Here is a 22,135-nt window from a genome sequence, read left to right as displayed (position 1 = left end):
CATGGCGCTCAGCGTGGAAATCATCCGGGCGGACGTCGCGGACGTGCTCGGCGAGGACCCGGCCGACATTCCCGTCGACGAGAACCTGGTCGACTACGGCCTCGACTCCGTACGCATCATGGCGCTCATCGAGCGCTGGCGCCGGGAGCACGAGATCACCGCCACCTTCGTCGACCTGGCCGAGCAGCCCGCCATCGAGGCCTGGGCGCCGATTCTGGGAGCCTCCGCATGAGGCTCACCGCTGCCCAGTCGGGCATGTGGTTCGCCCAGGCCCTCGACCCCGGGAGCCCGGCCCAGAACACCGCCGAGTGCCTGGAGATCCACGGGCCGATCGACCCGTCCGTGTTCGCGGACGCGCTGCGGCAGGTCGTCTCCGAGGCCGACGCCCTGCGCGTACGGATCATCGAAGGGGCCGAAGGGCCGAGCCAGTTGGAGGTCACCGACCCCACGCTGCCGCTGAAGGTGCGCGATCTGCGCGCCGCCGCGGACCCGGACGCCGAGGCGCGGGCGTGGATGCGCGAGGACCTCGCCACGCCGTTCGACCTGGCGGCGGGGCCGCTGTTCGCGCACGCGCTGTTCCGCGTGGGCGACGAGCGGTGGCTGTGGTACCAGCGGGTGCACCACATCGTGATGGACGGCTTCGGCTACTCGCTCCTCGCCCGCCGCACCGCCGACGTCTACACCGCGCTCGCCGCGGGCGAGACCCCGGCCGACAGTCCCTTCGGGCGGCTCGCCGACCTGGTCGACGAGGACACCGCCTACCGCGCTTCCGAGACGTACGACAAGGACCGCAGGCACTGGGGCGAGGCCTTCTGCGACCGCCCCGACGCGCCGAACCTGGCCGGGCGCACCGCCCTGCCCTCCCGCACCTTCCACCGCCGCACCGCCCACCTCTCCCCCGAAGCGACGTCGCGGCTGCGGGAGTCGGCGACCTCGATGCGGGCGACCTGGCCGGAGGTGCTCGTCGCCGCGCAGGCGCTGTACGTCTCGCGGGCCACCGGCTCCGCCGAGGTGGTGCTCGGTCTGCCGATGATGGGCCGGATGGGTTCGGTGGCGCTCCGCGTGCCCGGCATGGTGATGAACGTGCTGCCGCTGCGGCTCACCGTCACCCCGCAGGCGACGTTCGCCGAGCTGACCCGGCAGGTGGTGCTCGGCATCCGCGCCGCCCGCCGCCACCAGCGCTACCGCTACGAGGACATCCGCCGCGACCTGGGCCTCCTGGGCGACGGCCGCTCGCTGGTCGGGCCCCTGGTCAACGTGATGCCGTTCGACTACGGCCTGACCTTCGCGGGTGCCCGCACCGACGCCCACAACCTGTCGGCGGGGCCGGTCGACGACCTCACGGTCAACATCTACGACCGCGCGGACGGCAGCGGCCTGCGCATCGACTACGACGGCAATCCGGCCCTGTACGAGCCGGACGAACTCGGCGTGCACCAGGCGCGGTTCATGGAGCTCCTGGAGCGCCTCTCGCAGGCCGAGCCGCATGCCGCGCTCGCCGAGCACACCATCGCGCGCCGCTCCGAACTCGCCCTTGTCATCGAGGAGTTCAACGCCACCGCGCACCCGGTGCCGCCCACCACGCTGATCGGCCCGATCGAGGCCCAGACGGTCCGCACCCCGGACGCCACGGCCCTCGTCTTCGGCGACAAGGAGCTGACGTACGCCGAGCTGAACGCCCGCGCGAACCGGCTCGCCCACCATCTGATCGAGATCGGCGTACGGCCGGGCGCCCTCGCCGCGGTGGCGGTGCCCCGCTCCCTCGACCTGGTGGTCACGCTCCTCGCCGTGCTCAAGGCGGGCGGCGCCTATCTCCCGCTGGACCCGGACTATCCGGCGGACCGCCTCGCGTACATGCTGGGCGACGCCGATCCGGCCTGCGTGATCGCGGACCGCGCGGACCGGGTGCCCGCGTCGGGCATCCCGCTCGTCGCCCTCGACCGCCTGGACACGACGCCGTACGGGAGCTACGACCCGCCGCGCGCGCTCACCCCGCACCACCCGGCGTACGTCATCTACACCTCCGGTTCGACGGGCCGCCCCAAGGGCGTCGTCGTGCCGCACTCGGCGATCGACAACCGGCTGCGCTGGATGCAGCACGAGTACGAACTCGCCCCCGGTGACCGGGTGTTGCAGAAGACGCCGTCCGGATTCGACGTGTCGGTGTGGGAGTTCTTCTGGGCGCTGCGGGTCGGCGCGACGCTGGTCGTCGCCGACCCGGGCGGTCACAAGGATCCGGCGTATCTGGCCCGCGTCATCCGCGAACAGGCCGTCACCGTCTGCCACTTCGTGCCGTCGATGCTCCAGGTGTTCCTGGCCGAGCCCGCCGCGGCGGACTGCTCGGGCCTGCGGCACGTCTTCTGCAGCGGCGAGGCGCTGCCGCGCGAGACGGTCCGCGACTTCGGGCGCGTCCTGGACGGCGTACCGCTGCACAATCTGTACGGTCCGACCGAGGCGGCCGTCGATGTGACGTACCACCCGTGCGCGACCGCCGCGACGGGCCCCGTCCCGATCGGCAAGCCCGTCTGGAACACCCGTCTGTACGTCCTGGACGCGGCGCTCCAGCCGTGCCCGCCCGGCGTGCAGGGCGAGTTGTTCCTCGCCGGCACCCAGCTGGCGATCGAGTACCTGGGACGCCCCGAGCTGACCGCGTCCCGTTTCGTCGCCGACCCCTACGGCCCGTCCGGCACCCGGATGTACCGCACGGGCGACCTGGCGCGCTGGACGGAACACGGCGAGATCGAGTACCTGGGCCGCACCGACCACCAGGTGAAGCTGCGCGGCCTGCGCATCGAACTGGGCGAGATCGAGGCCGAGTTGGCCGGCGATCCGGCGGTGAGCGCGGCCAGCGTCCTGGTCCGCGAGGACCGTCCGGGCGACCAGCGGCTCGTCGGGTACGTCACGGCCGACGGGGCGGGGGCCCCGGACCCCGAGGCGCTGCGCACCCGTCTCGCCCGGACGCTGCCGGACTACATGGTTCCGGGCGCGATCGTGGTCCTGGACGACTTCCCGCTCAGCCCGAACGGCAAGCTGGACCGGCGCGCGCTGCCCGCCCCTTCCTTCGAGGGGTCGGCCGACGGCGGCCGGGTGCCCAGCGGCCACCGCGAGGAGACCCTCACCCGGCTCTTCGCCGAGATCCTCGGCGTGCCCCAACTGGGCGTGGACGACGCGTTCTTCGACCTCGGCGGCACCTCGCTGCTCGCGGCCCGGCTCGTCGCCAGGGTCCGTGACACGCTGGGCGCGGAGCTCACCATCGGCACGCTCTTCCAGGCGCAGACCCCGGCGGCGCTCGCCGCCCACCTGGACGCGGACCGTGGCGAGGCCGATCACGCCCTGGACGTGCTGCTCCCGCTGCGCGCGGGCGGCGACCGCACCCCGCTGTTCGCGTTCCACCCCGCGGGCGGCATCAGCTGGTGCTACTCGGGTCTCCTCTCGCGGCTCGACCCGGGGCAGCCGGTGTACGGGCTGCAGGCGCACGGTCTGCACGGCGAGGGGCAACTCCCGTCCTCGATGGAGGACATGGCGGCCGAGTACGTGGACGCCCTGCGCGGCGCACAGCCGCACGGCCCCTACCGGCTGCTCGGCTGGTCGGTCGGCGGCGTCCTCGCGCACACCGTCGCCGTACTCCTCCAAGAGGCGGGCGAGCAGGTCGAGTTGCTCGCACTGCTCGACGCCTACCCGTCGGACCAGTGGCGCGACTCGGCGATCCCGGCCGAGGCGGACGCCCTGACGGCGCTGCTGCGGATGGCCGGTTACGACCGGACAGGCGAGCTGACCCGCGAAGACGTCCTGGCGACGCTGCACCGCGAGGGCAGCGCCCTGGCCGGTCTTCCCGACCGGACTCTCACCGCGGTGATCGACATCGTGGTCAACAACGCGCGGCTGATGCGTGAGCACGACCACCGGGCCTTCGACGGCGACGCGCTGTTCTTCACGGCGTCCGCGCCGCGCGCCGAGGACTGGCTGACGCGCGAAGCCTGGGCGCCGTACGTCAGTGGTGAGATCGACAACCACGATGTGGACTGTCTGCACCCGGAGTTGACCCAGCCGCGGCGTCTCGACGAGATCTGCGCCGTCCTCGCCACCCGACTCAAGGAGCTGGACCACGCATGACGATCACAGCAGGACCCTTCGATCCGACCGGCGCGGACGACGCCGCGGAGCCGACGCATCTGGTCCTGGAGAACGCGCGCGGCGAGCACTCCCTGTGGCCGGCGTTCCGCGCGGCTCCCGAGGGATGGCGGACGGTGTACGGCCCTGAGCCGTACGGCCGTTGCGTGGCCCATCTCCAGGCTCCGCCCGCGTGACGGATCTCCACCTCGTACGCCCGGCCCCGCTCTGCGACATCGACGTCTCGGTACTCGATGCCGATGAGCGGCGCCGGGCGGCGGCGTTGCGGCGTCCCGCGGACCGTGCGGTGTACGTGGCGGCGCACACCGCGCTGCGGCGCAGGCTCGGCGCGTATCTGTCCGTCGAACCGGCGGCGGTGGAGCTCGTGCGTCTGCCGTGCCCCGGATGCGGCGGGCCGCACGGCCGTCCCGCCGTGGCCGGGGGCGCGGGCCCGCACTTCTCGCTGTCGCACACGGGCGGCCTCGCCCTGCTCGCCTTCGCGGACCGTCCGGTCGGCGTCGACATCGAGCGGCTGCCCGCGGCGAGCGTGGTGGACGACGTGGCGGCGGCCCTGCACCCCTGGGAGCGGGCCCAACTGGCCGCGCTCCCGGCCCCCGAGCGGCCGCTCGCCTTCGCCCGCTGCTGGACCCGCAAGGAGGCGTGCCTGAAGGGGACGGGCGCGGGTCTCGCCGGTGACGGGATGACGGCACTGCTGGTGGGCACCGGGTCCGTACCCACGCCGGTGCCGGGCTGGCAGGTGACGGACGTGACCGTCCCCGAGGGCTACGCGGCGGCGGTCGCGGTCGCCGCCTGAGCGCCCAGCAGGCCTACGAGCCCGTCCGCCAGCTCGGTGCGCCAGCAGAGATAGTCGTGCCCGCCGTTGTACTCGCGGTACACGGCGTCGTCGTACCCCTTCTCCCGCAAGGTGTCGCGCAGCCTGCGCAGGGCGGGGAGTGCCACCCATTCCTGCTCACCGGCCGAGAGCCAGAACCGGACGGGCAGCTTCTCGCTCGCGGCGATGCGGCCGGTCAGCCACTCGGAGCTATCGAGGTCGGGGCCGTCGGGCCACCAGAAGGACCCGGACTGCGCAAGGACCCGGCCGAAGCGTCCCGGCGCCGCGAAGGCCGCATAGGCGGCGGTGAGGCCGCCGAGGCTCTGGCCCGCGACGACGGTGCGGGCCGGGTCGTCGGTCAGCGGAAGGCGCCCCGCCGCCCAGGGCAGCAGTTCGCGCTCCAGGAACCCCACGAAGCGTTCGTTGCAGGCGAGTTCGGCCCAGCGCAGGTCCGAGTCCAGGGAATCGGGAAGCAGGGCGACCAGCGGCGGGATGCGGCCGTCCGCGATGAGGTTGTCCAGGAGCGCGGCGACATCGAGGCCCGGCTGCCACATCTCGCCGTCCATCAGGACGAGGACGGGCAGGTCGTCCCCGCCGCCCGGCGGCTCGTACACATGGACGGGACGCTCGTTGCCGAGCAGCTCGCTGCGGACGGTGTGGGTGGTGACGGTACCGCGCGCGACGCCATCGCGCCGCTGCCAGTCCTCGCCGCGCGGGGCCCCCGGCAGCTCGACGTACGACACCGGATCGCCGCCCCAACGCCGGGCCAGGGTCCGGGAGTTCAGCGGGTCGCCCTGCTGGCGGCCGCGCAGCCAGGCCCAGTACTCGCCTTGCCCTTGCGGCCCTTCGCCCTCGTCCACGCAGAGGGTGTAGGTGGCCCGCCAGTCGGCGCGCATCCGGATCGACCAGTGCCAGATGTCGGTGCCCGGTACGCGCTCCATCAGATTGCGCGCGAGGTCACGCGGATCAACGATCTTGTTCGGGAGTACGAGGACTGCACGTGCCGCCTCGCTCCCCCGCCACAGGAAGGTGACCACCCGGTGGTCGGCATCGCCCTGCGGATCGGGCTCGACGATCGGCGCCCCGCCCGCCGCCCGTACGGCTCCCCAGAAGTCGCCCCGCTCCACGGCCCGGTCCACCCAGGCACTGGACGCGCGCTCTACGGGCCGCGGCCGGGCGATGCGGGGCGGCCGGCGGGTGGTCCCGTCGGGGGGAGCGGTCAGCGGCATGGGGAGGCCTCCAGGAGTCGATAAGGGTGACCTTACTTGAGAGGCGCCGCCGCAGGTCGGCCAGGCCCCGGCGCCCGCGGCCGCACGCCGGGAGAGCCCGCGGCCCACACGCCGGGAGAGCCGCCCGGCCGCTGTACATTGCCGCTTATGTCGATACCGAACCCGCCGCAGCCGGGCCCGTACCAGCCGAACCCGAACCCCAATCCGTACCAGCAGCCTCCGGGCGCGGTACCCCCTCAGCCCTACGGCCAGCAGCCCGGCCCGTACGCCCAGCAGCCGGGCCCTTACGGCCAGCCCCCGGCTCCCGTGGGCGGCCCGCCGGCGCCTCCGGCCGGTCCACGCAGACCGACGCCGGGGTGGGCCTGGGGGCTCGGCGGCGTGGTCGTGGCGTCGGCCCTGTGGGCGGGGGCGCTCTTCGCCACCGGCAACCTCGGCTCGGGCGACGGCGGCGACGCGGACTTCGCCGGTCACCAGTACACGAAGAACCTCTGCGACGCCACGAAGCTCGAGGCGTTCCAGAAGGAGTACACGCTCGACACGGACTCCACCGCGACCACGCACTACGGCTCCCGGCAGAAGGGGCTCGACCAGAGCTACTGCAGCCACAAGCTGAAGGACCCGGCGGCGGCCGCCGACTCGTACGCGAGCACCTACGTCTACTCCACCGCCCGGTGGCACAAGACGACCGACCCGGCGGGCGAGTTCGCCTCGGAGTGGAAGGCGTTCGAGGACCAGTCGCAGAAGACGTACGGCTACACGACGAAGGCCGTGAGCGGCATCGGCGACGAGGCGTATCTGGTGACCGAGAAGAGCGGCACGGACAAGGACTCCCTCACCAGCATGACGCTCGCCGTGCGCGCGGGCTGGTTCACGATCCAGATGCACTGGAGCTCTTACGGAGCCCCGGACGACAAGGCCGCCCAGCCAAAGGAGGCCGAGGTCCGGAAGATGCTGGAGACCGACACCCGTACGGCGATGGAGAGCCTCAAGAAGTAAGCCCCTCAAGGGCGCGGCCAGGGGTGCCCTTCGAGCCGCTCGATGTCGCCGTTGAAGCGCTGGAGGTAGTCGGCGAAGGTGGCCACGTCCTCCGGCGCCCAGTCGCTGAACACCTTCTCCAAGCCTCCGGTGTAATCGGCGCGGTCGGCGTCGAGTTGATGCTCGCCCTCGGCGGAGATGCGGAACTTGCGGGCCAGGCCGCCGTCGGGGTCGGGGATGCGTTCGACGAGTCCGGCGCGCAGCATGGCCGCGGTCTGCCGGTTCAGGGTGGACGCGTCGAGCCCGAAGGCCTCGCTGAGCTGGCCGATGGACATCGGCCCGTCCATCTGGATGCGGCTGAGCAGGACGTACGCACTGCGGTCCAGGCGCCCGCCGGTGGCGCGCGTCCGGGGGTTGTACAGGTGCGAGTGCCGCCCGAGCAGCATGGTCTCGAACTCGACCCGGCCAACGGGCTTCTCCATGTGAGGCATCCTCCGACTCCCGGCGCTTTACAGGGCAGGGCTGCCCGCACCGGCCCTGCCGCACATGATGCATCGTACTCGGCGCATGCATGATGCATGTCATATGTATAGTGCACATCACCGTGCGGGCCGAGGGCGTCGCATCCTGCGGGGCCGAAGGCGTCGTGCAGAGTCGAGGGAGAAGCCAGTGGTCAGATCCGAGCCCGATGAGTCCGCTGTGCGTCCGGGGCGCATCGTCGGCGTACTCGCCCTCGCGGGCATCGTCGCCGCGGTCATGCAGACGCTGGTGGTGCCGCTGATCGGCGATCTGCCGAGCATGCTCGACACGTCCGCGTCGAACGCGTCCTGGGTGGTCACGGCCACGCTGCTCTCCGCGGCGGTGGCGACTCCGGTGGCCGGGCGGCTCGGTGACATGTACGGCAAGCGCCGCATGCTGCTCGTCTCCGTGCTGCCGCTCGTCGCGGGCTCGGTGGTCTGCGCACTGTCCTCCTCCGTCGTGCCGATGATCGTCGGGCGCGGACTGCAGGGCCTGGGCATGGGCGTGGTGCCGCTGGGCGTCAGCCTGCTGCGCGATGTGCTGCCGCCCGAGCGCCTGGGTTCCTCCATCGCCCTGATGAGCGCGTCCATGGGCGTGGGCGGCGCGCTCGGCCTGCCGTTCTCGGCGGCCGTCGCCGAGAACGCGAGCTGGCGCGTGCTGTTCTGGGTCGCCGCTGCGCTGAGTCTTCTGGTCGGCGCCCTTGCCTGGCTGTTCGTGCCCGCGGGGCGGGTGCGGGCCGCTGCCGGCCGCTTTGATCTCCTGGGCGCGATCGGCCTCGGCAGCGGCCTGATCTGTCTGCTGCTCGCCGTGTCCAAGGGCTCCGACTGGGGCTGGGCGAGCGGGACGACGCTCGGTCTCTTCGCCGCGGCCGTCGTCGTGTTGCTCACCTGGGGTTGGTGGGAGCTGCGCAGCGCCGAGCCGCTGGTCGACCTGCGCGTCACCGCACGCCCGCAGGTCCTGATGACCAACGCGGCCTCGGTGCTTGTCGGTTTCGCGATGTACGCCCAGTCGCTCGTCGTGCCGCAGCTGCTTCAACTGCCCGAGGCCACCGGCCACGGCCTGGGTCAGTCGATGATGGCCATGGGTCTGTGGATGGCCCCGGCGGGCCTGATGATGATGGCCCTCGCCCCGCTCGGCGCCAAGCTCTCTGCGGCCCGCGGCCCCAAGGTCACGCTGTCCGTCGGCAGCCTGGTCATCGCCGTCGGCTACGCCTCTTCGCTGCTCCTGCTCGGCTCGACCTGGGGCCTGCTCGCCGTGACCATCGTCTGCAACGCGGGCGTCGGCCTGGCCTACGGGGCGATGCCGGCCCTGATCATGGGGGCCGTGCCGCAGGAGGAGACCGCTTCGGCCAACAGCTTCAACACGCTGATGCGTTCGATCGGCAGCTCCGTCTCGGCCGCCGTGATCGGTGTGGTCCTCGCACAGCTGACGACGGACTTCGGTGGCCACCTGCTGCCGTCGGAGGGCGGCTTCCGCGCCGCCATGCTGATGGGCTGCGGTGTGGCCCTCGCGGCGGCCGCCGTCGCCTCACTCATTCCCGTACGGCCGATGAATCCCGCGCCCGAGCCGGAAGTTGACGCCGAAGCGGACGCGGTGGCGTCTCACTCTCCGGGCGCGGACCATGGGTGAGCTAACCTGCCCGCATGCGCGGACAGTTCACCGGCTGGCCGGAGCAGGCCATGGACGTGTTGTGGCAGCTCCAGGGCGAGCCGACCCACGCGACCCGCGAGCGCTGCCGCGCGGACCGTGAACGTCTGGTCCGGCAGCCGATGATCGCCCTGCTCAACGAGGTCGCGGACACCGACCCCCGATACGAGGACTTCTCCGTCTGGCACTACCGCACCGACTCCTGGTGGTGGCAGCACCAGAGCGCGGTGATCCGGCTCGGCCGCAAGATCGAGATCAATCTCCGGTTCTCCCTGGACGGCCTGCGGATCCAGGGCGCCTGGTGGTACCCCGATCCCCGCCAGGTGGACATGTTCCGCAAAGCCGTGGCCTCCGAGGGGAGCGGCCGCGAACTGTCCGCCATCGTCGAGGACGTACGGAAGAAGGGCTACGACATCTCCGGGGACGTGATGAAACGCCCCCCGCGCGGCTATCCGACGGACCACTCCCGTACGAACCTGCTGCGCCACCGTTCGCTGATCGCCGCCCGCCCCCTCGGCTGCGAGGAGTGGCTGCACACCCCCGAGGCCGTCGACCGGGTCCTCTCGGCCGCCGCCGACCTGGACGCCCTGCTGATGTGGCTGGTCCGCCACGTGAAGCACGCCGCCTGACATCACGAGAGCGCCGCGCGGCACGGGAGGCCCCCCTTGAGATAGAGCGGGCCCACCGGGAGCACCGGCCGTGACGGGAGACCGGCCAGGTCGACGCCGTGCGGGGACAACTCCCGTACTCGCTCGGGGAGTCGGGGATCGCGATAGTCGATGACGGATGGCGTCGGGCGGCCCGAAATCGTCTATGTACGCTGCCTGCATGCGCCGCATGGTGACACCGTGAACGGCTGTCGCGCCGGGGTCGCCGGGTCACTTTGTCACCACGCGAGAACGGGAGTCGGAGCGGTGGACCAGGAATCGGCACGGAACGACGAGCATCTCTCCTCCACAGACGAATCCATGGACGGCTCCGTATACGACTGGTTCGCCGGGCAGGCGGAGCAGCGGCCCGACTCGCCGGCCGTCGTCCAGGGCGACGTACGGATCAGCTATGGCGAACTGCACTCCAGAGTCGGCCAGTTGTCCGGGGAACTCCTGGAGCGTGGCGTCGGTCCGGAGCAGGCGGTGGGGCTCCTTGCCGGTCGTTCGCCCGGCCTCGTCGTCGGTCTCCTCGCCGTCCTGCGGGCGGGCGGCGCCTATGTGCCGCTGGGCACCGATCTCCCGCCGGAGCGGCTGGCGTTCATGGTGCATGACACGTCGATGAAACTCGCCGTCACCGATACCGAGCACCGCCACCGCCTTGCGGGGACATCCGTGCGGACCGTGAATCTGCGCGCAGGTGCCGCGCGCGCGACGAGCAGCCCCGTACAGCCGGAGGCCCCGGATCCCGCGCGCCTCGCCTACGTCCTGTACACCTCCGGCTCCACCGGACACCCCAAGGGCGTGGCGGTGGAACACTCCGGCCTGTCGAACTATGTCGGCTGGACGGTGTCCGAGTTCTCCGGCGGACGGCCTGCCGACGCCTATCTGCACACGCCGCTCAGCTTCGACTTCTCCCTGACGAGCCTCTTCCTGCCGCTCGTCACCGGCGGCACGCTCCACCTCGCCCCGCAGCACCAGGAACCCGAGGATCTCGCGACGGCCGTCCAGAACCCGGACTTGGACCTGGTGCGCCTGACCCCCTCGCACATCGAGATGCTCACGGCCCGGCTCGGTGACCGGCGGGGGCTGCGCGGGCCGCGGCAGTTCGTCGTCGGCGGCGAGATCCTGCGCGCCCGCCATCTCACGGCCCTGCGACGGCTGTTCCCGGACTCGGTGGTCTACAACCACTACGGTCCGACGGAGACCGTGGTGGGCCGCTGCTTCCTCCGCCTCGACGAGACCGCCGGGTTCCGCATCGAGGAGTACGCGCCGGACGACCCGCTGCCGATCGGCCACCCCATTCCGCGCACGCGCCTGACCGTGGACGACACCGATGAGGAGCAAGCAGCCCAAGGCGTGGGCGAGTTGGTCATCAGCGGGGCGGGTGTCGCCCGCGGCTATCTCAACCTCCCCGATGCCACGGACCGCGCGTTCAGTGCGCTGCCCGACGGCGAGGGGCGCGTCTACCGCACGGGAGATCTCGTACGCCTCGATCCGAGTGGCCGGCCGGTCGTCGTGGGCCGGGCCGACGGGCAGGTGAAGATCCGCGGCCACCGCGTGGAACTCGCCGAGATCGAGGCGCTGTTGTGCGCGATGGAGGGCATAGGCGCGGCAGCGGTGGTGAAGGCGCGCGAGCCGCGGAGCGTGCTCGCCGCGTTCGTCGTCCCGGACGGGAGCGGCTCGCCGGACCTCGACCCGGAACGGCTGCGGGCCCGGCTCGAAGCCTCCGTCCCGCCGTACATGGTCCCCCAGCACTTCTCGACCCTCGACGAACTCCCGCTCACCCGCCACGGCAAGCTCGACCGCCGACTCCTTCAGGACCTGTTCGAGAAGGAGACCCGGGCGACGCATTCCCGTCGCGCGGAAGCCGAACCCGGCAGCGGCGGACCCGGCGACATCCTGCGCAAGGTGTGCGCCCTGTGCGAGCGGGTTCTCGGCGTACGCGGTGTCCGCGCCGGTGACAACTTCGTCGACCTGGGCGGGGATTCGATCACGGCGATGAAGCTCGCCACCGCCTGCCGGCGCGAGGGAATCGCCGTACGCAGCATCCGCTTCCTCACGGCGGACAGCCTCGCGGACGTGTTCGGCGGGAGTGGGGTCAGCGACGCGCGCTGAGCAGGAACATCTGGCCTGCGCCCGCCGGATCGTGTGCCGCGCGTTCCCGGTCGAGCTCCGCGAGGCGGGCCAGGTGGTCGGCGTTCGTCCCTGCCGCGCCGGCCCCCGTCACCAACCAGTCGGGGGCCGTGCAGAACGGCGTGGTGCGCACCTCGCCGAAGCCCGCCGCCGCGCACTCCGCGCGCAGCGGCTCCCGCTCGGTCAACTGCCCGCGCAGCTGGGCCATTTCCGCCGGGGAGTAGAAGGAAAGGAACGTCTGGAAGCGGCACGCGGGATCCCATGCGCTCACCACCAGGAGCCCGCCGGGCCGCAGCGTGCGGAACGACTCGGCGAGGAAGCGTGCGCGCTGGTCCGCCGACAGGTGGTTGACCGTGCCCATCATGCAGGTGACGAGGTCGAAGGAGCCGTCGCGGAAGGGCATCGCCGTGCCGTCCGCGACGGCGAACCGGCCCGCCGCCCACCGCTCGTCCACGCAGACGCGGACACCCGCGTCGCTGAGGTCGATCCCGTACGACCGCACCCCGAACCGGTTCAGGACCTGGGGGTAGCGCAAGGTGCCGCTGCCCACGTCGAGCGAGGTGCGCACGGCGGAGACATCTCCGACGGCGGTGAGCAGCTGGACGAGTTCAAGCCGCTTCTTGACGCTGTCGTGCAGGCCGGTGTGGTCGAACTGGACGTAGAACAAGGCGTCGTACGCCGCGATGCGGGAGTCGGAGTTCCCGAGCAGACCGCGCGCCTCCAGGTCTCTGACGAGCGTCTCGGAGCTGTGCGGTCGCACCGTGTCCCGGGCGGTCGAGCCGGCGCGTGTCCGGCTGTCCTCATGGTGCTTCCAGGCGTCCTCGTACGTGGCGTCCCAGGCGAGCAGCGTCTCGAAGCGCTCGGCGGCTTCGGCGTGCCTGCCCTCCCCCTGCAGAGCCCGTGCGCTGTCGTAGAGCAGGCGCTTGTCGTCCTCGCCGGGACCGCTCAGCGCTGCCTGCTGGAAGGCGATGGCGGCGGCCGATTCCGCCCCGAGCCGCTCGAAGCACTCACCGGCCAAGTACAGGGCCCGCGCCCGCAGTTGGGGGTCCCCGGCAGCCGCCTGGAGCAGGCCGATCGCCGCGCGGTACTCCCCTGTCGCGGCCAGCTCCCGGCCCGCGTCGAATGCGGCCCGTGCGTCATCGGTGAGTGCAAGGGCCTCGTCCTCGGCGCGCACGGCGGTCCCCCCGTTGAGATACGTCGAGAGCGGCTTCATCAAGCGACACCTGTCCCCGGGGCGTCGTCGGTCAGCGAGTCGAGGGCGCGCTCGAAGTCGTCGAGCAGCTTCGTCATGGTCGGCTCATCGAACAGCTCGGTGCTGTACTCCAGGAATCCGGTGATCTCCCCGTCCGCGTCGGATGACGGGCTGATGCCGTCCCGCACCGCCTGGCTCTCCTGCAGGACGAGCGCCACGTCGGACCTGGTGGTGTCGAGTCCTGCCTGGACGGGTTCGATGCGCAGGCCCGGAAGTTCGACGCCGGACCGTCCCGGCGTGTTGTTCAGTACGAGCTTGGTCTGGAACAGCGGGCTGTGCCGGCGGCTGCGGGGCGGGTTGAGCGCCTGGACGACCCGCTCGAAGGGCACGTCCTGGTGGCTGAGCGCTTCGAGCACCGTGCCGTGGACGCGCGCGAGGAGCTCACTGCGGGTCGGGTCGCCCGCAAGGTCGACGCGCAGCGTCAGCTGGTTGACGAAGAAGCCGAGCATGTCCTGCGTCTCGGCGGCGGTCCGGCCCGCGACATCGGTGCCGACGGTCACCTCCCGCTCGCCCGTGTGGGCGCACAGGGCCACGCCGAGGGCGGTGAGCAGCACGGCGAACGGAGTGGCCCCGGACTGCCGGCACAGCCGCCGGATCTTCCCCACCGTTTCGGCCGGGACGGAGACGGGGAGCAGCCGGCCACTGCCGGTGGGCCGGACGGGCCGTGGGTGATCTGTGGCCAGTAGGGGCAGATCGACGACTCCGGCCAACTTGCGCTTCCAGTAGGCCAGTTGGGCGTCCAGGTGGCCCTCGTCGAGCAGGCGACGCTGCCATACGGCGTAATCGGCGTACTGGACCGACGGCGTGGCCGGGTCGGGCTCGCGTCCCTCGGCGAAGGCCTCGTAGAACGCGGCGAAGTCGACGTTGAAGAGGCCCAACGACCAGCCGTCGTGCACGATGTGATGCAGCGACAGGAGGAGGGCGTGGTCCTGCGGGGCGAGGCGCACCAGGTGGGCACGGATGACCGGCCCCTCGGCCAGGTCGAAGGGCCGGCGGTACTCTTCCCGCACCAGGCGGGCCAGTTCCGCTTCCCGAGCCGCCGGGGGCAGCCCGGTGAGGTCGACCAGCGGGAGCGGCACCGGCGCGGGCGGCCGGATCTCCTGCCGGGGCACGCCGTCGGGCGCGGTGATCATCGTCCGCAGCACCTCGTGCCGGGCGACGAGCGCGTCGAGCGCCCGGGACAGCGCCCGGGGGTCGAGTGGTCCGCGGATACGGTCAAAGACCGGCACGTTGTACCGGGGATCGCCCGGGTTCAACTGGTCCATGAACCAGAGCCGTTCCTGGGCGCAGGAGGCCGGCAGCACTCCCGTGCGGGGCACGGCGGTCAGCGGCGGCGGTGCGGCGCCGGCCTCGGGCTCCCGCAGCGCGTCGACACAGGCGGCGAGGTCGGCGAGGGTCCGGTGGTCGAACGGGGCGCGCGCCGGCAGGGCGACGTCCAGGCGCTTGCGGAGGCGGAAGACGACCTGGAGGGTGAGCAGCGAGTGCCCGCCGAGTCCAAAGAAGTCGTCGTCGGGCGTGACGTCACCGCAGTCGAGCAGCTCGCGCCAGATGTCGGCGACGACCTGTTCGGTGGCGGTGAGCTCCCGGGCGGCCACGCCCCAGACGGCCCGCTCCACGACGGCGGGGTCCGCCGCGAGTCGCCGCAGCTGGGTGCGGTCCGCCTTTCCGTTCGAGGTGAGCGGGATCTCGGGCAGCGGGACGTAGTGGGCCGGAAGGAGCGGTTCGGGCAGCCAGCTCCGTACGTGGGCGTCGATGTCCGGAATGGTCACCGCGCAGGCACGGCGCCAGTGCGGGTCGTTGGTGTGCCGCCGTGCGTCGAACAGCTCGGCGGGGGGTGTGGCGGAGCGGTGCGCGGTGGTCTCGGGCGGCGGGGCGGCGCAGTCAGCGCGGCGCACCAGGACGACGTCGTACGCGCCGTCGGACCGCCCTTCGAGCCAGCTCAGTTCCACCTCGTACGCGCACTGATCGGCCAGCTCCCACCAGTCCTCCGGGGCGCGGCCGTGCGGGGGCAGTGCGCTGGCGCGGGCCCGGAGTTCACCCACGGAGGACGAAGGCGCACGCTCCTCGATGAGGTCGCGCAGGGCGAGCGCCGCGCCGAGCCGGGCGTTGGGTACGCCGGTGAGGCTGAGCCGCTCGGGGCGCTCCCGCTCGATGAGGCGCAGGAGTTCGTCCGGAGTGAGGGGTGAGGCGGCCCAGTCGAGCAGCGTGCCTGAGCGCTCCAGCGAGGGCTCCTCGGGGCCGACGGTGAGGACGACGTCGTACCGGTAGTGGTTGAGCTCGTTGTCATGGCGGCCGCGCTTGGGCAGCACACGGACCTGCGCGACCCGCGGCCAGCGGGCCGCCACCTCCTCGAACAGCCGTGGGTCGACGCACAGTTCCGGGTCGAGGGCGCTCTGGCGGCGGATCCTGGACCGCAGTTCGGCGATGCGCATGTTCGCCGGGGCCCGGTGCGTCTGGACGGAGGTGTGGAACAGGTCGAGCAGCGGCAGGCTGCGCAGATCGCCGAGGAAGACGTGGCCGCCGTCGGGCACCGCGTCGACGGCCTGCCGGAGCACGTCGAGGAGGTAGTCGGCCGAAGGGAAGTACTGGACCACCGAGTTGAGCACCACCGTGTCGGGTGCCGGGTCGCCCGCCTCCGGGGTGAAGCTCTGGTGGGCGGGGGCCGTGCGGACCTCGACCCGGCCGGGTGGAAGTTCCATGGCGGCCACCGTGTCCCGTACGTACGCGACGGCGGGGGCGGAGAGGTCGGTGGCCCGGTAACTCCCGCACGTGGGCGCCATGTTGAGCAGGATCATGCCGGTGCCGCTGCCGATCTCCAGAACGTTGCGGGGCCGCAGGGCGCCGATGCGGCGCAGTGTGTCGTCGAGCCAGGCACGCATCTCCCCTTCGTCCAGGGGCCGGCCGGTGTAACTGCTGAGCCAGCCCGCGAGGTTGAAGTCGGCGTCGCGGTCGGCGGGCAGATCGCCGTAGGTTGTCTCGTAGAGCCGCCGCCATTCCTCGACGCGGTCGCCGTCCCAGTTCCGCTCGCTCCTCGAGCTGTCCCGCAGGCAGACGAAGGCGACGATGCGTTCGTCGCCGGGCGCGCGGCTGACCACCTCGACGGCGCATTGCCGCACTTCCGGGTGGCTGCGCACCGCGGCCTCGACCTCGGCGGGTTCGAGCCGGTGGCCGCGCACCTTGACCTGTCCGTCCCGGCGGCCCAGGTACTCCAGCTCACCGCTGGGCAGCAGCCGGACCAGGTCGCCCGTCCGGTACAGCCTGGCGCCCGGGACCGTGCCGAAGGGGTCGGGCACGAAGCGTTCGGCGGTGAGCGCGGGACGCCCCCAGTAGCCCTGGCCCACTCCGGCACCGCCGACGCACGCCTCGCCGGGCACACCGACCGGCACCGGGCGCAGCGCCTCGTCCAGGACGTGGACGCGGACGTTGGCGATCGGCCTGCCGATCGGCACCGGGCCCCCACTGTCCGCCTGCGGGCCGCTCCCCGCGTCGAAGGCGGTACAGGCCACGGCGGTCTCCGTGGGTCCGTACTCATTGATGATCCGGACATCGGGCGTACCCGCGCGCAGCGCGGACAGGGCGTCCTCGTGCAGGGCCTCCCCGCCGAGGATGGCCGTCCGGGCGGGCAGAACGAGCGGTGCGCCGTCGGCGGACTGTTCAAGGAGCCTGAGGTGCGAGGGCGTCAGTTTGACGAAGCTCAGGTCGGCGGCGTCCGTCAGCAGGTCGCGCAGGGCGGCGTCGGGGGTGTCGTCGGCGGTCGGCGTCGGGAGCAGCACGCGCTGACCGGCGAGCAGGGGCGCGAAGACGCTCGTCACGGTCAGGTCGAAGGCGAGCGGCGAGTGCACGGGCACGCCCGTCCCCGCGGCCGCGGCGTAGTAATCCTTCGCCCACAGCAGGTAGTTGACGATGTTGCGGTGGGTGAGCAGCGCCGCCTTGGGGCGGCCCGTGGAGCCCGAGGTGAACATGAGGTAGATCAGGTCGTCCGCCGACACACGGACATCGGGGGCGGCCGATGGCCGCCGCGCTATCGCGTCGGCTTCGGCGGCCGTCCTGACGACCCGGGCGCCGGCCGGGTCCACCTGCGCCGGCAGGGCGTCGTACACCACCAGGACGGTGGCCTCGCTGTCGGCGAGCATGGCGTTCGTACGGGACGCGGGATGCGTGCGGTCGAGCGGCACGTAGGCGGCGCCGGTCTTGAGGATCGCGAGGAGCGCGGTCACTGTCTGGGGTCCGTGGTCCATCAGGACGGCCACCACGGTGCCGGTCCTGGCGCCGGCGTCCCGCAGGTGGTGGGCGAGCCGGTTCGCCGCCCTGTCGAGTTCTGCGTACGTCATGGTGTGGTCCGCGCGGCTCACCGCGACCGCGTCGGGTGTGCGGGACGCCTGGGCCGCCACCAGTTCGTGCAGGGGGGTCGCGCAGGACTCGGTGCCGGTGTCGTTCCACTCGTTCACGATCCGCCGCAGTTCGCGCGCGGACAGCACCGGCAGGGCGGAGAGGCGCCGTTCGGGGTCGGTGGCGACGGCACGGAGCAGTTCGCCGAGGGAGTCGCAGATGCGGCCGACGGTGGCGGCGTCGAAGAGGTCGGTGGCGTAGTCGACCAGGCAGTCGAGTCCTTCGTCGGTCTCCAGGATGTTGAAGTCGAGGTCGAAGCGGGACGACTCGGTCGCCGTGTCGAGCAGTGTCACCGTCAGACCGGAAGGGTCGCCGGTGACGGGCGGCGTGTTGTGCAGGGTGAAATTCACCTGGTACAGCGGATTGCGCGCGAGGTCACGCTCGGGGAACAGGCGCTGGGCGATCAGGTCCACCGGAACGTCCTGGTGGTCGTGCGCCTCCAGGCAGGTCCGGCGCACCCGGGCCAGGTGTTCCGCGAAGTCGGGGTCGTCGTCGAGGCGCACCCGGAAAAGCACCGAGTTGGCGAAGAAGCCCACCAGGTCGTGCAGTTCGCTCTGCCGCCGGTTGGCGACGGCTCCGCCGATGAGCAGATCGCCCTGACCGCTGTAGCGGTGGAGCACGGTGGCGAGCGCGGCGAGCAGGGTCATGTGGAGGGTGGCTCCGTGCCGTACGCCCAACTCGCGCAGGGAGTCGATCAGTTCGGCGTCGACCACGAAATGATGGGTGGCTCCCCGGTGGCTCTGCACGGGTGGCCGCGGCCGGTCGGTGGGCAGGTCGAGCCGGTCGGGGGCGCCGCTGAGGTGCGTCTCCCAGTAGGCCAGTTGCCGCCGGGCCTCCGCGCCGTCCTCGCAGACCGCCTGCCAGCGGGCGAAGCCGCCGTACTGCACGGGCAGGGGCGGCAGCGGGCTCGGCAGGCCGATCGCGAACGCCTCGTACAGAGCGGTCAGTTCGCGGCCCAGGACGGCGAGGGACCAGCCGTCCACGAGGACGTGGTGGAACACCGAGAGGAGCACCGACTCCTCTGCGGAGAGCCGCAACAGCCGGAACCGCACGGGCGGGGTCTCCGCCAGGTCGAAGGGGATGCCGTGCTCGGCCTCGATGAGTCGGTCCGCCTCGGCGGCGCGCCGTGCGGGCGGCAGTCCGCGCAGGTCGACGACGGTCAGCTCGACCCGTGCGGCGGCCCGGACGCGCTGCACGGGGACGCCGTCGACCAGGGGGAACACGGTACGCAGGATCTCGTGCCGGGCCGTGATCTCGTTCAGGCAGCGGTGGAGCACGGCCGGGTCGAGCCGCCCGGTGAGCCGGAAGGGGTTCACGCTGGTGTAGCCGGAGTTCTCCGGCTGCAGCGCGCCCAGGAAGAGGATGCGACGCTGCCCCGACGACACGGGCGCGTCGCCATCGGCAGGGCCTGCGAACAGGCTCAGCGGCGGGGTGATGCCGCGCTCGCGCAGCTGTCTGAGCAGTTCCGTGCGCTGCTTCGCCGTGAGGTTCTGGATCCGCTCGGCGAGGTCGGCTTCAGGCATGGTCCCCCTGTCGCTCCAAGGCGTCCACGAGCGCGCTCAGTTCATCGGCTCCCGCGGCACCGGTCTTCCCTGCGGCGTCGGAGGCGGTGGCGATCGCCTCGCCGAGGCCCGCGGGGGTGGGCTGCCGGAAGAACGCCTCAAGGGTCACATCGGCGCCGTAGCGCTCCTGGACGTGGGTGATGAGCACCGTCGCAAGCAGCGAATGGCCGCCGCACTGGAAGAAGTTGTCGTGCCGTCCGACGCCCGTGCAGCCGAGCAACTCCTCCCACAGTGCGGCCAGTTCGCGCTCCATGGGGCCGACGGGTGCGGTGTTGTCGGACGGCTCCGGGGCGGGTGCGGGGGCGGCGTCCTGCGATGGCGCGGCCGTGAGGCGGCCGTCTCCGCGTGACCGCACCGCGACGCCGGTCGGCCGCGCGGGACCATCCGGCCTGTCGCGGCGGAAGAGCTCACCGACCGCTCCGGGCGGCGCGGGGTGACCGTAGGGGTCGCGGACGGTCAGCACGGCATCGGCGGGCAGCTCCGCGAGGGCCGCATCGCCGCGCAGCTCGTCCGGCAGGACGTCCGGGGCGTACGGACGCTCCTCGGCCAGGGCGATGTCCCGCAGGGGGCGGTCGGGCCGCTCTGCGAGGTCCCGCAGCGCCCGCTGCCAGGCGTGACCCAGGGCCGCGACGGTGTCCTGGTCCCACAGCTCGGTCGCGTAGTCCAGGGTCGCCGAGAGCCGGCCGGCCCTGTTGGTCACGGTGCACACCAGGTCGAAGGTGGTGACACTGGTGGCGGCCTCGCGCATCCGGATGCCAAGCCCTGGCACGGACAGCTCGTCGTCCGGCTCGGCGATCATCTGGAACACGATCTGGAACAGCGGGTTCCTGTTGGCCCTTCGGGCGCCGCCGTGCGCGGCCACCAGCCGCTCGAAGGGCAGTTCCTGGTGGTCGTAGGCGTCGTGACAGGTCTCCGCGGTGGCCCGCAGCACGTCCCGCAGCGTGTGGTCGTCGCGGACCATGGTCCGCAGCACCACCATGTTCACGAAGGAACCGATCACGTTCTGGGTCTCAGGGCGGGCCCGGCCGGACGTGGTGCCGCCCACGGTGAGGTCGGCCCGGCCGCTGTAGCGGTGCAGCGCGACATAGAAGCCGGCGAGCAGGCCCATGAAGAGGCTCGCCTCCTCCTCTCGGCACAGGGCACCCAGCCGGCCCGCGAGCCGGTCGTCGAGCGGGACGGAGAGTTCCTGGCCTCGGTAGGAGAGCTGTTCAGGGCGCGGACGGTCGGTGGGCAGGGGCAGTTCGGGCAGGTCGCGGAGGCGCTCGCGCCAGTGGGCGAGGAGCCGGTCATGGGCGCCGCTCGTCCCGGCGCGCTGCTGCCAGGCGGCGAAATCCGCGTACTGCAAAGGAAGTTCGGGAAGTCCGTCGGGAGCGCCGGTGACATGGGCCCGATAGAGCGCCGCGAGCTCACGCAGGAGCAGGTCCAGCGACCAGGCGTCGGCCACGATGTGATGCAGCGTCAGCAGCAGGACGGCGCGCTGGTCGGTGAGGCGGATCAGTGTGGTCCGCAGCAGGGGGACGCGCCGCAGATCAAAGGGTTCGGCGGCCTCCTGGCGGGCCAGCTCGGCGACGAGGTCCTGCTCGTCCGGCGGGGTGTCCCGCCCGAGCAGGGTGCGCAGGTCGAGGATGCGCAGCCCGGGCTCGTGGTCGGTGACGATCTGCTGCAGCTGTCCCTCGTGGACGCGGAAGCAGGTGCGCAGGCTCTCGTGGCGGCGCACGCATCCGCGCACCGCCGCGTCCAGGGCCGCCGGGTCGAGGTCACCGGTCAGGTCGAGGACACGGGCGACCGTGAACACCCCGGTCCGTTGGGCCAGTTCGTCGAGGAAGTACATCCGCGCCTGGGCGTACGACGCGTCGCTCACCAGGGCGGACACGGTTCGTCCCGTCATGGCGGTCACCCCCGCCCGTTCGCCGCGACCGCCTCGGCCATGGCGACGGCGATCGTACGGGGGCGGGTGAAGGGTTCCCGGCCGTGCGCGGTGAGCATGTTGTCGATGACCAGGACGTCGTCGCGGGACCAGTCGAACCGTGTGGCCGCCGTCCGGTAGCAGTCGCGTACGTGCGCCATCACGTCGTCGGGAATGTCCGCGCCGTCACCGAAGTAGCTCTGGTTGGGCAGGTCTTCCTCGCCGAACAGTTCGAGCATGCCCTCGCGATTCTCCGGCGACAGTGTCGAGATGTGGAAGATCGCCGCGTGGTTGAACCACACCTCCTCCCCCGTCTCCGGGTGCCGATGGACGGCATCGCGCACCGAGGACGTGCGCAGGCCGCCGTCCGGACGCCATTCGACGTCGACGCCGTTGGCCGCGCAGAACCGCTCCACCTGGGCCCGGTCGTCGGTGTCGTAGACCTCCTGCCAGCTCAGCCCGAACTCGGAGCCGAAGTTGCGCACCACCTTCCAGCCGCGCCGCTCGAACTCCTCGCGCACGGCGGGGTCGAGGAGGCTCAGCACACGGCGCGTGTCGGAGAGCGGGGTCGCTCCCCTGCCGCCCGGTGGCTCGACGCAGTAGAAGTACAGGCTCATCGGCCAGGACACGCGGTAGGAGTTCTCGTTGTGGAAGAAGATCTCTTCGTGCGGCGGGTAGTCGGTGGAGGTGTACACCCGGCCCTTGATGGTGCTGCGCGGCGACGACCGTTCCTCGTAGCGCAGCGGGGCCTCGCCGGACAGTTCCCGTACCGCGGACTCGAACCCGTCGACGCCGCCTGCCGTGAAGCCGCGCAGCAGCACGGCGCCGTCGGAGCGCAGCCGCCGGCGGATCGCGGCGCGGTCCCGGCCGATCCTGCCGAGGAGTTCCTCGCCCTCGTGGGCCTCGATGACGTGGGGCAGCTGCACGGCCG

At 72.1% G+C, this 22,135-nt stretch carries 14 protein-coding genes; 8 read left to right on the top strand and 6 right to left on the bottom strand.

All coding sequences use genetic code 11. From position 1 onward, the window contains the following. Position 1 precedes the first annotated feature (1 nt). Genes OG453_RS33070 through OG453_RS33055 form a run of 4 tightly spaced genes read left to right on the top strand, consistent with a single transcriptional unit; the run spans position 2 to position 4,924 of the window. Complete coding sequence (locus OG453_RS33070; protein ID WP_266872232.1) at positions 2-232, top strand: phosphopantetheine-binding protein; 231 nt, start codon at positions 2-4, stop codon at positions 230-232. After that, entirely contained in the window at positions 229-4,113 is a 3,885-nt protein-coding gene (locus OG453_RS33065) for an amino acid adenylation domain-containing protein (protein WP_266872231.1), read from the top strand. The genes OG453_RS33070 and OG453_RS33065 overlap by 4 nt, the downstream gene beginning before the upstream one ends. Continuing rightward, complete coding sequence (locus OG453_RS33060) at positions 4,110-4,307, top strand: MbtH family NRPS accessory protein (RefSeq protein ID WP_266872230.1); 198 nt, start codon at positions 4,110-4,112, stop codon at positions 4,305-4,307. The genes OG453_RS33065 and OG453_RS33060 overlap by 4 nt, the downstream gene beginning before the upstream one ends. Then, the gene (locus OG453_RS33055) at positions 4,304-4,924 is read left to right on the top strand and encodes a 4'-phosphopantetheinyl transferase superfamily protein (RefSeq protein ID WP_266872229.1); all 621 of its coding nucleotides are present in this window, start codon (positions 4,304-4,306) and stop codon (positions 4,922-4,924) included. The genes OG453_RS33060 and OG453_RS33055 overlap by 4 nt, the downstream gene beginning before the upstream one ends. Here the strand turns inward: OG453_RS33055 and fes are convergent. Next, positions 4,894-6,171: an enterochelin esterase gene (fes, locus tag OG453_RS33050; RefSeq protein ID WP_266872228.1), complete on the bottom strand. Its 1,278-nt coding sequence runs from the start codon at positions 6,169-6,171 to the stop codon at positions 4,894-4,896. The genes OG453_RS33055 and fes overlap by 31 nt on opposite strands. Before the next feature lie 147 nt (positions 6,172-6,318). On the opposite strand from fes, the gene OG453_RS33045 reads away from it, so the two are divergent. Continuing rightward, positions 6,319-7,167 carry a hypothetical protein gene (locus tag OG453_RS33045; protein ID WP_266872227.1) on the top strand — a complete coding sequence of 283 codons (849 nt, stop codon included), beginning with the start codon at positions 6,319-6,321 and terminating at the stop codon, positions 7,165-7,167. 5 nt (positions 7,168-7,172) lie between these two features. On the opposite strand, the gene OG453_RS33040 is transcribed toward OG453_RS33045, so the two are convergent. Further along, positions 7,173-7,628, bottom strand: coding sequence for a MarR family winged helix-turn-helix transcriptional regulator (locus tag OG453_RS33040; protein WP_266872226.1), 456 nt, complete (start codon positions 7,626-7,628; stop codon positions 7,173-7,175). A gap of 187 nt (positions 7,629-7,815) precedes the next feature. Between OG453_RS33040 and OG453_RS33035 the strand changes: the two genes are divergently transcribed. From OG453_RS33035 to OG453_RS33025, 3 genes are all read left to right on the top strand, one after another. Then, complete coding sequence (locus OG453_RS33035) at positions 7,816-9,294, top strand: MFS transporter (protein WP_266872225.1); 1,479 nt, start codon at positions 7,816-7,818, stop codon at positions 9,292-9,294. A 14-nt stretch (positions 9,295-9,308) separates the two neighbouring features. Then, positions 9,309-9,941 carry a DUF2461 family protein gene (locus OG453_RS33030; RefSeq protein ID WP_266872224.1) on the top strand — a complete coding sequence of 211 codons (633 nt, stop codon included), beginning with the start codon at positions 9,309-9,311 and terminating at the stop codon, positions 9,939-9,941. Between the two features lie 285 nt (positions 9,942-10,226). After that, positions 10,227-12,077, top strand: coding sequence for a non-ribosomal peptide synthetase (locus OG453_RS33025; protein ID WP_266872223.1), 1,851 nt, complete (start codon positions 10,227-10,229; stop codon positions 12,075-12,077). On the opposite strand, the gene OG453_RS33020 is transcribed toward OG453_RS33025, so the two are convergent. From OG453_RS33020 to OG453_RS33005, 4 genes are read right to left on the bottom strand one after another with little or no spacing between them, the layout of a single operon-like run. Beyond that, complete coding sequence (locus OG453_RS33020) at positions 12,061-13,308, bottom strand: class I SAM-dependent methyltransferase (protein ID WP_266872222.1); 1,248 nt, start codon at positions 13,306-13,308, stop codon at positions 12,061-12,063. The genes OG453_RS33025 and OG453_RS33020 overlap by 17 nt on opposite strands. After that, positions 13,308-19,259, bottom strand: a complete 5,952-nt coding sequence (locus OG453_RS33015) for a non-ribosomal peptide synthetase (RefSeq protein WP_266872221.1) — start codon at positions 19,257-19,259, stop codon at positions 13,308-13,310. Before OG453_RS33015 ends, OG453_RS33020 begins: the two co-directional genes overlap by 1 nt. Further along, the gene (locus tag OG453_RS33010; protein WP_266872220.1) at positions 19,252-21,186 is read right to left on the bottom strand and encodes a condensation domain-containing protein; all 1,935 of its coding nucleotides are present in this window, start codon (positions 21,184-21,186) and stop codon (positions 19,252-19,254) included. Before OG453_RS33010 ends, OG453_RS33015 begins: the two co-directional genes overlap by 8 nt. Positions 21,187-21,191: 5 nt before the next feature. Then, on the bottom strand, positions 21,192-22,130 hold the full coding sequence (locus OG453_RS33005) for a TauD/TfdA family dioxygenase (RefSeq protein WP_266872219.1): 939 nt from the start codon (positions 22,128-22,130) through the stop codon (positions 21,192-21,194). Between the last annotated feature and the right edge of the window lie 5 nt (positions 22,131-22,135).

The organism is Streptomyces sp. NBC_01381 (genome assembly GCF_026340305.1).
Lineage (GTDB): Bacteria > Actinomycetota > Actinomycetes > Streptomycetales > Streptomycetaceae > Streptomyces.
The sequence above is the reverse complement of the archived record's forward strand: the minus strand, read 5'-3'. Positions and strand labels throughout refer to the sequence as shown.